At 37.3% G+C, this 12622-nt stretch carries 10 protein-coding genes, 3 tRNA genes and 1 pseudogene; all 14 read left to right on the top strand.

What is annotated here, in order from left to right:
- The first annotated feature begins 65 nt into the window (after positions 1-65).
- The 14 genes and pseudogenes from KJ562_00865 to radC all read left to right on the top strand — a co-directional run bounded on the left by KJ562_00865 (position 66) and on the right by radC (position 12358).
- Complete coding sequence (locus KJ562_00865) at positions 66-788, top strand: F420-0--gamma-glutamyl ligase (protein ID MBU3964272.1); 723 nt, start codon at positions 66-68, stop codon at positions 786-788.
- A gap of 15 nt (positions 789-803) precedes the next feature.
- On the top strand, positions 804-2471 hold the full coding sequence (gene murJ / locus KJ562_00860; GenBank protein ID MBU3964271.1) for a murein biosynthesis integral membrane protein MurJ: 1668 nt from the start codon (positions 804-806) through the stop codon (positions 2469-2471).
- 81 nt (positions 2472-2552) lie between these two features.
- Positions 2553-4334 (top strand): translation elongation factor 4, encoded by a 1782-nt coding sequence (gene lepA / locus KJ562_00855; protein MBU3964270.1) that lies wholly within the window; start codon positions 2553-2555, stop codon positions 4332-4334.
- Positions 4335-4484: 150 nt separating this feature from the next.
- Positions 4485-4907, top strand: coding sequence for a hypothetical protein (locus KJ562_00850; GenBank protein ID MBU3964269.1), 423 nt, complete (start codon positions 4485-4487; stop codon positions 4905-4907).
- Positions 4908-4921: 14 nt separating this feature from the next.
- Positions 4922-4992, top strand: a tRNA-Gly gene (locus KJ562_00845).
- A gap of 81 nt (positions 4993-5073) precedes the next feature.
- Positions 5074-5145 (top strand) — tRNA-Thr (locus KJ562_00840).
- An 82-nt stretch (positions 5146-5227) separates the two neighbouring features.
- Positions 5228-6271: pseudogene (gene prfB / locus KJ562_00835) on the top strand (peptide chain release factor 2).
- A 6-nt stretch (positions 6272-6277) separates the two neighbouring features.
- The gene (locus KJ562_00830) at positions 6278-6964 is read left to right on the top strand and encodes an ATP-binding cassette domain-containing protein (protein MBU3964268.1); all 687 of its coding nucleotides are present in this window, start codon (positions 6278-6280) and stop codon (positions 6962-6964) included.
- A 4-nt stretch (positions 6965-6968) separates the two neighbouring features.
- On the top strand, positions 6969-7877 hold the full coding sequence (locus tag KJ562_00825) for a permease-like cell division protein FtsX (GenBank protein ID MBU3964267.1): 909 nt from the start codon (positions 6969-6971) through the stop codon (positions 7875-7877).
- Positions 7878-7962: 85 nt separating this feature from the next.
- Positions 7963-8033, top strand: a tRNA-Gln gene (locus tag KJ562_00820).
- A gap of 92 nt (positions 8034-8125) precedes the next feature.
- Complete coding sequence (locus KJ562_00815; protein MBU3964266.1) at positions 8126-9229, top strand: hypothetical protein; 1104 nt, start codon at positions 8126-8128, stop codon at positions 9227-9229.
- A 167-nt stretch (positions 9230-9396) separates the two neighbouring features.
- Positions 9397-9747, top strand: a complete 351-nt coding sequence (locus KJ562_00810; GenBank protein MBU3964265.1) for a nucleotide pyrophosphohydrolase — start codon at positions 9397-9399, stop codon at positions 9745-9747.
- Between the two features lie 2 nt (positions 9748-9749).
- A complete protein-coding gene (locus KJ562_00805) occupies positions 9750-11660 on the top strand; it encodes a DUF2075 domain-containing protein (GenBank protein ID MBU3964264.1) in 1911 nt (636 codons plus the stop codon).
- An 8-nt stretch (positions 11661-11668) separates the two neighbouring features.
- A complete protein-coding gene (gene radC, locus KJ562_00800) occupies positions 11669-12358 on the top strand; it encodes a DNA repair protein RadC (GenBank protein ID MBU3964263.1) in 690 nt (229 codons plus the stop codon).
- Positions 12359-12622 lie beyond the last annotated feature (264 nt).

Genomic DNA, 12622 nt, shown 5'->3' with positions numbered 1-12622 from the left:
TACGGTAGAGTATTTGTAAAAAACGCGGAAAAATACTAATATTTAGATATATATTGTGAGAGATTATGGAATACCAGCGAAGAATTATGGAATACCAGCCGAATCAAGGAAAAGAGCTGATTATAAAAGTTGATGGAAAAAGTTTTGCCAGGATTCCTGTCAAAACGCATTTTATTACCAATCAAGATAATTTAGATGATATAATTAAGAAATACATTCTTGAAATAGCCCAACCATCTGATATAGTAATGTTTGGTCAAAAAGTCGTTGCAATTATACAAAACAGGATAGTTTATAAAAAAGATATTAAGTTGAGTTTTTGGGCAAAGTATTTATCAAAATTTGCTACTAAAAATCCAGCTGGTCCGGCAATGGGCGACCCGTATAAAATGCAAGTTGCAATCAATACAGCTGGTTTGCCAAGAATTTTGTTTGCCGGCGCAACAGGCGCAATAGCAAAATTATTCGGCATATCCGGAACTTTTTATCGGTTGGCAGGAAACCAAGTTAATCAGATAGATGGATTTTGCGATGATGCTTTCAATGATTATCTTGAAATGGGAGTCCTTGGTCTTAAAAATTGCGACAAGCTTTGTGATGAAATAAAAAAGAAATATAATTTTTCAGCAATAGTAGCTGACATCAATGACATAGGCGGAAACATTTTGGGCATGAGCAGTGATTTAAAAATAAAAGAAAAATTATTGCTCCAAATACTCAAAGACAATCCTTTGGGCCAAAAATCCCAATCAACGCCGATAGGGATTATCAGGGAAATAACAAATTAAACAGGCAAATCCGTAATGATAAAAAGAATTCTAAACTTAAAGTCCAGTAATATCACGATAGCTGCCCTTATCTTGTCCGCAGCCAGCTTAACGAGCGCTTTGCTCGGTTTTTTCAGGGACCGTTTATTAGCTGGAAGATTTGGAGCAGGGGATGAGCTTGATATTTATTACACTGCTTTTAGAATTCCTGATTTTGTGAACATGGTCTTGATTATGGGCGCAATATCCGCTGCGATTGTGCCGATTTTTACTCTTTACTGGTCAAAAGACAAAGAAGAAGCAAGAAAATTTCTGGCTAATTTATTGAACATAATGTTCACAGCTTTTGCTGCGGTCTCGTTGGTCTTGTTGATTTTTGCTCCACAACTGGTTTCTGTGATAGCGCCCGGATTCTCTGGAGCAAAAAAAGAAATGACCGTGCTCTTGACTCGGATAATGTTTTTAAGCCCGATAATTCTCGGAACCAGCAATGTCTTGAGCGGCATTCTCCATGTGTTTTCAAGGTTTTTAGTCACTGCTCTGGCGCCGATAATGTATAATCTTGGCATTATTTTCGGCATTTTATTTTTTGTCCCAAAAATCGGATTAGTCGGACTTGCTTGGGGGGTTGCGCTCGGCGCTTTTCTCCATCTGATGATTCAACTGCCGATATTTTTGCATTTGGGATTCAGGCCAATGAAAATTTTTGCCCCGATGAATGAGGGAATTAAAAAAGTTTTTTATTTAATGCTTCCGCGCTCCATTGGAATAGGAGTTTCCCAGATTAATTTTATGGTTATGACAGCTATTGGCTCTACTTTGGCAGCTGGCTCAATCGCTGTATTTAATTTAGCAAATAATTTGAGCAGAAGCTTTATCATCCTTTTGGCAGTTCCTTTTTCCACTGCTGCTTTTCCTGCTTTGGCAACTGTTTTTTCCGAAGGCAGAAAAGATGAATTTTTGAAGAAATTTTCTTTAAGTTTCCGCCTTCTACTCTTCCTTATTATCCCAGCCAGCGCATTTTTATTTATTCTAAGAGCGCAAGTAGTAAGAATTATTTTCGGAACAGGCCGTTTCAGCTGGGCTGATACCCGATTAACCGGAGCTTGCCTTGCTTTATTTTCCATAAGTTTGTTTGCTTACGGTTTAGGGCTTTTGCTTTCTCGCGCATTTTACGCAGCGCATAATACTAAGACCCCGACCTTGATAAGCGTGTCAACGGTCTTAGTAAATATTGTTTTGTGTTTTTCCTTTGTGTATGCTCTTCAAAATCAGGGCTGTTTTCATAACTTCATATCCAGCGCCTTGAAATTAAAAGGGTTGGGGGATATAAGTATTGTTGGTCTGCCTCTGGCATATTCTATTTCTGGAATTATCCAATTTGTTTTACTCTTCACTTTTTTGCATAAAAAAATTGGGAGCGTTAGAAAAAAAGAAATCATTCAGACCGCTAAAAAAACGATTATTGCGACCATCCCGGCTGTGGTGGCAACATATTTCTCTCTTCGATTTTTCGCCTTGTTTTTGAACACTGCTACTTTTGGGGGAATTTTTGCCCAGACAGCAGGAGCAGGAATAACAGGACTTTTAACATATCTTTTGATTTCGGTTTTAATAAAATCCGAAGAAACAAAATTATTGAAAAATTTTCTGAAACGCTATATTACGAAATATAAATTCCAAGAAATTATTGAAGAAAATTAACCATACTTAAAAAAGAATAGACGCTGAAAGGCGTTTTTCATTAGGCAAAATCAGGGTTTCTTGATAGAATTAAATATTGTTATGAATCAGAATATCCGCAATTTTGGAATTGTCGCGCACATAGACCACGGAAAATCAACATTGGCTGACAGGTTTTTGGAATTGACTCATACGATTGACCCGAAAAAAATGCAGCCCCAGTTTTTGGATATGATGGAATTGGAAAGAGAGAAAGGCATTACCATCAAGCTCCAGCCAGTGCGAATGGAATACAAGGGATATGTCTTAAATATGATTGACACGCCAGGCCATGTGGATTTTACTTACGAGGTTTCGCGCAGTTTGGCTGCAATAGAAGGGGTGATACTTTTGGTTGATGTATTAAAAGGTATTCAAGCCCAGACCCTGATGAATTTGGAATTAGCGAAAAAAGAAGGGCTTGTGATTATTCCTGTGATAAACAAAATTGATTTGATAGGCAATGACGAACAACGATTAGCAACAATAGTGGATGAAGTGGCTGAACTTTTAAAAATAGATAGACAAGAGATAATAACAATTTCAGCCAAGTCAGGTCTAAATGTTGAAAAAATATTAGAAGTGATTATTGAAAAAGTGCCTGCTCCGGAACTGAACACAGAAGCGCCATTAAGGGCTTTGATTTTTGATTTTCAATATGATTCTTTCAAAGGAGTTATTGCTCATTTCAGGGTAAGGGAAGGCATGATAAAAAAAGGAGACGAGATTTTTATGATTAATTCCGCGACCCGGGCGCAGGCAAAAGAAGTTGGTTTTTTTAAGCCCGAACGAATCCCTCAAGACCATTTACAAAGCGGGGAAATAGGATATGTTGCTTTGGGAATCAAAGAGCCGGACAAAGTAAAAATTGGAGACACAATCACGCTGTATAATGGCTGCGAAAAAGTTGAGCATCTACCAGGATACAAAGAGCCGAAAGCAGTGGTTTTTGTCGGTATATTTCCGGAAGATGCTGATGACTGGACAATATTAAGGGATGCTTTGATGAAATTGCGATTGAATGACCCGTCTTTGAGCTTTAAGCCAGAATCAAAATCAGCTCTTGGCAGGGGATTTTTATGCGGATTTTTAGGACTCTTGCACGCTGAAATCGTGATTGAACGGCTGAAGCGGGAATTCAATCTTGAATTAATGACCTCTGCGCCTTCTGTCTGTTATTTGCTTGAATTTGAAGGAGGCAAGGAAGAAATGGTTTGTTCAGTAATGGATTGGCCGGATGAATCAAGGATAAAGAAAACCAAAGAGCAGTTTTGTGATTTAAAAATTATTCTGCCTTTAAAATTTTTGGGAAATACTTTGGAATTACTTGAACGCCGTCAGCCAAACATCAATCATTTGAGTACTGATAAAATTCTTTTAACCTGTGAGATGCCGTTCAGAGAATTGATGGCAAACTTTTATGACAAACTGAAAAGTTCTACACAAGGATACGGGTCTATGGATTATCATTTCTTGGATTGGCGGGAGTCAGATTTGGTAAAGCTTGAAGTTTTAGTTTTAGGCAATCTTGAAGAAGCGCTTTCAACAGTTGTGCCAAGAGAAAAAGCGTTCCAAGAGGGCAGGGCAATAGTGGAAAAACTTAAAGGCATTTTTCCTTCTCAATTATTTCCAGTGCCATTGCAAGCGAAAATCGGCGGAAATATTATTGCCCGCGAAACTGTAAAGGCAAGGCGAAAAGATGTTACAGCTCCACTTTATGGCGGAGATGTGACTCGTAAGCGAAAACTTTTGGAAAAACAAAAGAAAGGAAAGAAAAGGCGACAAGGAAGAGCCAGTTTGAGAATTCCCCAAGCAGTGCTTTGGAAAATGTTTAGAACCGAATAAGCGAGTTGAAAAAAATGAATTTTAAGGGTATTATCTAAAAAGGGCTGATAATGATAAGCTCAATATCATACTCAAAGACACTACGACTGCTATTATTATCCAAATCCAGCGCACTAATTGTTTGCTTTTAACTTTATTCATATTACTTCTATGGTAGCAAAAAAAGGGAAATATACAAAGCATACAGGACAAGAAAAAGTTTTGATTGCTCTTCTGATAATATTAAATGTTCTGATTATGGGTTTTTTGGTATTCGGAAATCTCAAACTTTATTCCGAGAATAAAGAGGTGAGGGGACAGTATCTTGATTTGGACAAAGAGCTTCAATATCTGGAGACAAAGAATCAGGAATTGAAAGAGTTGTTTTCCTATGCCAACGAAGAGGACTATACAGAGGCAATGTTGAGGGAAAAAGGTTTGTACAAAAAAGAAGGGGAAGAGGTGATTGTGATAACAAGGGATAGCGCTCCGCAGATAGAACAAACGCAAGTGAGTGCTCAACAAACAAAAGGAAGCGCTTCAATTTGGCAGAAAATTCTTGATTTCTTTGGCAGCATTTTCGAGCGGGATTAGTTGAGCAACTCAATGCGAGAGTAGTTCAGTGGCAGAATGGTTCCTTCCCAAGGAACAGATGGGGGTTCGATTCCCCTCTCTCGCTCGGCAAGGGTTCCTTGTCCTCCGCAGCCCCGACGAAGTCGCAGGCGAAGGAGGGGATTCCCGTATCCCGCTCACACCGACTGCCAGCGTAGCTCAATGGTAGAGCAACGCACCCGTAACGCGTAGGTTGTCGGTTCAAATCCGACCGCTGGCTTGAATATCATATTTATTCATGAAAGAAGAATTTTCAATCAAAATACAAGACATACAAGATAAACTCCATCATCTGATGGACTGTCTTTGAATTTGAGAATAAGAAAAAAGAGTTAAAACAGCTTGAAAAAGAATTATCCAGTGTCTCTGATTGGAAGGGTCAGGAAAAATTAGTGGAAGCCAGTAAAAGATTATCCTATTTAAAACAAGAAGTCGGACAGCTTGAGAAATTTCAGAAAGAAACAAATGATTTGGCGGAATTAATGGACTTATCTTCCAAAGACCAGAAAATCGCAGAGGAGACCGGAAAAATGGCGGAAAAACTTTTCAAAGAACTTGAAATCAAAGAAAACGATGTGTTTCTTTCAGGACCATACGACCAAGGAAATGCCATTTTAGTCATCAATGCTGGCGCAGGAGGAAAAGACGCAGAGGACTGGGCAACAATTCTTTTGAGAATGTACGAAAGATATGCTGACAGAAAAGGATTCAAATATTCAGTCCTTTCCCGTAGTTTTGGAGAGCCAGGCCCTGAATCCAGAATAGGAACAAAAGAAGTAGTGCTGGAAATGAATGGCAAAAACGCATTTGGATTATTGAAAAGAGAAAGCGGGGTGCATCGTTTAGTAAGAATATCTCCGTTTTCCTCTAAGCAGTTAAGACATACTTCATTCGCTTCTTTGGAAGCAATGCCGGTCTTGGCAGAAGAAGCGACCAAAGAAATAGAAATTAAAGATGAGGATTTGAAGGTTGATACATATAGGGCATCAGGCCCGGGCGGACAATATGTGAATAAGCGGGAGTCAGCAATAAGAATCACGCATTTGCCAACAAAGATTGTGGTGAGCTGTCAGGTTGAGCGGACACAAGGAATGAACCGGAAAAAAGCAATGGAAATTTTGAAAATCAAGCTTTTGCAGAAAAAAGAACAGGAAGAAAAAACAAAAATGGAGAGAATAAAGGGCGCTTCAAAAAGCCCGGAATGGGGGAATCAAATCCGTTCGTATATATTTTATCCGTATAAAATGGTTAAAGACCATAGGACAAAAGTTGAGACCAGCAAACTTGAAGAGGTGATGGATGGCGATTTGGACCAATTTATTGAAGCCGAACTTCGTTTAACATAAAATAAAATGATTTTTTTTGAGAATATAAGCAAGATGTATAAGCCAGACACAGTGGCATTAAAAAATGTCAGTTTTCAAATTAGGGCAAATGGAAAAGAATTTGTTTCCATTGTGGGAAAATCCGGCGCAGGAAAGACAACTCTTATCAAATTGCTTTTGCGCGAAGAAGAGCCGACCAGTGGAAAGATAATTTATAGCGGGAAAAATATCTCGGAAATAAAGAATAAGGACTTATCGTCGTTTCGCCAAAAAATCGGGTGCGTGTTTCAGGATTATCGGCTTTTGCCCAATAAAACAGTTTTTGAAAATGTGGCTTATGCAATGGAAGTAATGGGAGCTACTGATTACGAAATTTTGAGAGATGTGCCACGGCTTTTGGAAATTGTGGGGTTGGAAGACAGAGCAAAACATTTTCCGCCCGGGCTTTCCGGAGGAGAGAAACAGCGCACAGCCATTGCAAGAGCTTTGGCTGTAAGGCCGGAATTGATTATTGCTGACGAGCCGACTGGCAATCTTGACCCGTATCATACGAGGGATATAATCAGTTTGCTTGAGAAAATATATGATTTGGGCACAACTGTGATTCTTTCTACTCATGACAAGGCGATAATAAACAGCTTGGGTCGGCGGGTGATTACTTTAGACAACGGCGAAATCATCCGTGATGAAGAAAAAGGCAGATTTATATTATAATAATATGTTTACATTTTTAAGAAGAGTAATCCGTTTTGGATGGCATAATTTTTGGAGAGCCGGGGGCTTAAATGTAGCCACTGTGTTTGTTTTAATTGTGACCATTACTTTAATTACAACCCTTTTCATTTCCGAGGGCGCTGTAAAACACATAATCACCCAGATAAAAGAAAAGATAGACATCAGCGTCTATATGACGCCTGAAACAAGCGACGAAGAAATGGTAATGATAAAAGATAGATTGGCTGAAATGCCGGAAGTTCAGGCAGTGAGCATTGTTTCCAAAGAAGATGCTTTGGAACAATTCAGAGATAGGCACAAGAACGACCCGGTCTTGCTGGATTCTTTGGATATTGTCGGAACCAATCCTTTTTACGCTTCGTTGAATATAAGGGCAAATGACCCGGAACAATACGCAGCCATATTAGAAATTTTAAACAGCTCTTCTCTTGATGATGTTATTTACAAAGTGGATTATGTGGAGAAAAAAACAGTTATAGAAAAACTCACCAGTTTTATAACCAATGTTAACACAGGAGGACTTTTGTTGGCATTGGCTCTTGGAGTAGTGGCTGTTCTGGTGGCTTTTAATACAATCAGGGTGGCGATTTACGACGCGAGCAAGGAAATCTCCATTATGCGCTTAGTCGGCGCCCCAAATCGTTTTATAAGAGGTCCATTTATTGTGCAGGGCATGATTGCCGGAGCTATTGCTGCCTTGGCATCATTCTTTATCCTGCTTTTGGTCAGCTATTTTCTCGCTCCCAAGCTCGATGCGATGACCAATGGCTTCAATGTATTCTCGTGGTTCAAGGCGCGGGCATTTAGTTTATTCTTCGCTCAACTTGCAAGCGGAATTGCGCTGGGAGTAATCTCCAGCTTGATTGCCATTAGAAAATATTTGACAGCCTAACCCACCGCCAGTAGGATACATCAAACAGAGATTATATACAACAGCACGGCAGAGCACAGCATTGGGCACTTACACTGCAAAGTACTGCGGGATCGTCTAACGGTAGGACACGGCCCTCTGGAGGCCGCTATCTTGGTTCGAATCCAAGCCCCGCAATATGCCTACCCTCGGTTGCTACAATGGAGACGCATAAAAGATCAGAGTTGACGCCATTTATATAACACCATCTATATAATCAGCTTTAATCTATGCTAAAGGATTATTTTGGCAGAAAACAATTTTTTAGATTTACAGGTTCTCCAGAGAATTGGATTACGGCAATCAAGCATATGACTTGGGGGCTTGAAGAAAAGCATCTGTCTACTTGGCAGAAGATAATGCCAGGGGATTTGTTTTTAATGCATTCTATGTCTACTAATACGCTTTTGAAGAATGCCAGGCCGGCTATTATAGGATTTGGCGTGGTGGGAGATGTGGGCAAGATAAGGAAAAAAGAATTTTTATGGATAGAAGAAAGAGAGAAAGCTATCAATAAGTGGCCCCTACTTGTTCCTTTCTCGGAGATTTATCTTTTTAGTCCATTTTTTTTGTCCCAAGATTTACCCGATGTAACAATTAATAATTTAAAACAGATAGAGGGATTTGTGGCGCAGTTACTTGCAAAAGCGGTTCCCCTTAAACAAGTTCCTGGCTTTCCAGTTATGGGTTCGTTTTCCGGCGTTAGAGATGATATTGTTGAACAAATTCTTGCTTGTTCTAATAATCTTTTTATAATTGGATCTTCACGGAAAGAGAGCGAAATATATGCACAATCTCCCTTTTTAGAATTTGAAAAAAAAGAGGATGTTTTCAGATACGGAACCAGTTTGTTCATTTTGAAAGATATAAAAAATAAAGTAATAAACCACATGGAAGCAGAATCTATATATGTTCGCGACAACATACTTCTCGAAAGAGCTAATCAAGCTCACCAGAATACCATAGAAAGACTTAGAAATTTATTTAAAAGTAAAGGTTACAGAATTTATTGCAACCAACGCATTGATTTATTTGCTACGAATCCCGAAAGATCTTATTTGTTCGAAGTTAAAAGTTTTAAAAATAAAAATTTTATTAGTCAATCAAGAAAAGGCATTGTGCAACTTTTTGAATATGAATATTTTGAAGTAAAAAAGTTCTATGAAGAGAATAAACTTAAAGAGCTTCCTGCTTTCAAAAACCTAACTTTTTCAGAAGAGCCACGAAATCCTAATTATATTAAATTTATAAATTCTTTGAAACTAGGAGTATCGTGCTTTGACGGTGATCGCTTGAAGACAATCGGGAAAATGGTTGGTCTAGACCAAATTTAAAATCAAAAGAATGGGAAAATGAAAAAAATGGTATTAGGTCTGGTTTTTGAAAACATTTTGAAAACATTTTGAATAATGGGGGAGAGGGCGTGTTGCGCAGTTGAGAAGTCCAAAAAATCGCTTTTTGAGCGATTTTTTGGTATTATGGAATAATTAAAATAAATAATATGGTTAAAAATATTAATGATTTAACAAAAAGAATAATTGCTTTCCGCGATGCACGGGATTGGAAACAATTTCACAAGCCAAAAGACTTGGCTGTTTCTTTGTCTATCGAAGCATCTGAAGTTTTGGAACATTTTCAATGGAAGAGTGAATCTGAGATTAATGAATATGTAAAAACAAATAAAGAGGAAATTGCAGAAGAACTTGCTGACGTGTTGAATTATCTTCTTATCATGGCACATGACTTAGGAATAGATATTGTTGCGGCTGAAGAGAAAAAGGTTACAAAGAATGAAAGAAAATATCCAGTTGAAAAAACTAAGGGTAGCCATACTAAATATAATAAACTTTAATTATGGCAGTTATTTATTCATCTACAAAAAATGAGTTCATGGCAGATGTTGATATTGCCACAACAGTAGAGGTGTCATTTGTTAGAGAGGTTGGTTATCGACCAGCGCCTGCCCAAATTAGTGCATTTAGAAATTCATTACCATACATGAGAAGGGTTATGGAAGTTTCTGAGATACCCGGTGATGTAGGTATCGCTATAGAATATAAAATTCCTTCTACTTCTAAAAGGATTGATTTTATTATCACTGGAAAAAACGAAGATAATAAGCCAGTGCTAGTTTTGATTGAATTAAAACAGTGGAGTAAGAGCATTTCTGTTACTAATATGGACGGTATTGTAAATACCGAATTTTATGGCGATGTTGAGCATCCATCATACCAGGCTTGGTCTTACGCGACTCTTCTCGAAGATTATAATAGCGAAGTTCAAGAAAAACATATTTTTATTGAGCCATGTGCTTACCTCCATAATTATCAAGAGGACAATGTTATTAAAAATGATTTTTATAAAGAATATACAAAGAAAGCACCAGTATTTTTTAAGTCAGATTGCGAGAAACTTCAAAACTTTATAAAGAAATTCGTTAAATATGGTGATAATAAGGAATCTTTATATTCAATCGAAAATGGAAAAATAAGACCATCCAAGGCGTTAGCAGATAGTCTGGCTGCAATGTTGAAAAAAAATAAAAAAGAATTTATTTTAATAGACGATCAGAAAATTGTTTATGAGAAAGCATTGCAGCTCGCCAAGCTATCAACCAGCTACAATAAAAATGTTTTAATAGTTCGTGGTGGTCCTGGTACCGGCAAATCGGTTGTTGCAATTAATTTGCTTTCTGAATTAATAAATAAAAAAACTGAAAATAATGTGAGTTATGTTACTAAAAATGCAGCACCGAGAAGAGTATTCCAAGTAAAATTATCTGGCGTATTCACTCACACAAGGATTTCAAATTTGTTTAGGTCGTCAGATTCTTTTCTGGATCTCGAACCTAATATATTTGATACTCTAATAATAGATGAAGCACATAGGATTACGAAACAGGGCGGTTTTATGGGCAATTTAGGCGAAAATCAAATCATGGAGCTAATTAAGGCAACAAAATTTAGTATATTTTTTATCGATGAAGATCAAAGAGTGACGCTGAAAGACATAGGAAGAGAATCTGAAATTTCGAATTGGGCTAAAAAATTAGGCGCGAATGTAAACTTTATGGAGCTCGCTTCTCAGTTTAGATGTAGTGGTGACGATGGCTATTTGCCATGGTTAGATAATCTATTGCAAATTAAAGAAACCGCCAATGAGACATTAGAAGGTATTGATTATGATTTTAAAATATTTGATGACGTGAGATCACTACACAATGAAATTATCATCAGGAATAAACATAACAATAAATCTAGAATAGTTGCGGGCTATTGTTGGAAGTGGATTAGTAAAAGAGATCCAGGATTAAAAGATATAGTCATTGGTGATTACCAAGCTACTTGGAATTTAACAGAACATGGACAAGCTTGGCTAGTCCATCCTGAATCTGTTACTGAAGTTGGTTGTATCCATACATGTCAAGGACTAGACCTTGATTATGTAGGGGTAATTATAGGAGCTGATTTTATTATAAGAGAGGGAAAAGTAGTAACAGATCCGACAAAACGGGCAATAACTGATAGATCTTTAAGGGGATTGAATGGATTAATTAAAGAAAGTCCGATCAAAGCAGGTAGGATAGCTGATAGTATAATAAAAAATACCTACAGAACACTAATGACCAGAGGGATGAATGGTTGTTATATTTATTGTGTTGATCCAGAAACGCAACAATATTTTAAGGACAGATTATCAGAAAATTCAAATAAAAATATAAGGTATGGTTCGAGCTCTGGCGAATCAATCAGTTTAGATAAGTGATAAATTTTATGGTAAGCACAGATGGCTCAAAATATAAAAGTGCTGGACATAGAAAAAGACTCAGAGAGAGATTTTTACAATCTGGGCTGAATGGTTTTGCAGATTATGAAGTAATAGAATTATTGTTGACCCTCAATACGCCTCGTAAAGACTGCAAGCCCATGGCTAAAGAAGCTATTAAAAAATTCAATGGTATAGTCGGAGTGCTTGATGCGTCAATTGATGAACTTATGCAAATTGATGGGATTGGTCCATCAAATGCGATTGGCGTTAATCTCTTCCAAAATATTTTGGAAATATATGCAAAAGAAAAAATTAATTTAAAGAAAGAGTTAAACACGCCCCAGATGTTGTTTGAATTTCTTAAGGAGAAGATAGGCAAGGAAAAAAAGGAGCATTTTGCAATTTTGTTCTTTGATACAAGAAATAAGCTAATAGTTAATAATGTATCCGTTGGGTCTCTGAACGCAAGTATTGTCCATCCACGAGAGGTGTTTAATGATGCAGTATTAAAGAATGCGTCTTATGTTGTCATAGCGCATAATCATCCATCAGGAGATCCTACGCCATCAGAAGAGGACATTTTTACGACAAAGAGACTGGTTGAGGCGGGTAGGATTTTAGGCATATCAGTGAGCGATCATATGATAGTTGCTAGAAATAATTATTACAGTTTTGCTGAAAAAGGTAATTTATAGATTTTTTAAAAAAAGCAAGCTAAAACAAAAATGGTGACAAAAATGGTGTCAGGTCTGGTTTTTAATACTATTTTTTAAGATAACAAATTGAGCCAAAGCGAAAAGACAATGGAAAACCAGGGTTGACACCATTTTATTACCATTTTATTATTTTGTTTATGAAAAGTCTCAAAAAGACTTAGAAGAAGCCAATAAATTAGGAAAAAAAGAGATAAAAAGGCTACAAAAGGATTTTATAAAAGGATAATATAGGATAAAATTAAT

The organism is Patescibacteria group bacterium (assembly GCA_018900835.1).
Lineage (GTDB): Bacteria > Patescibacteriota > Minisyncoccia > Minisyncoccales > PEYH01 > PEYH01.
The sequence above is the reverse complement of the archived record's forward strand: the minus strand, read 5'-3'. Positions and strand labels throughout refer to the sequence as shown.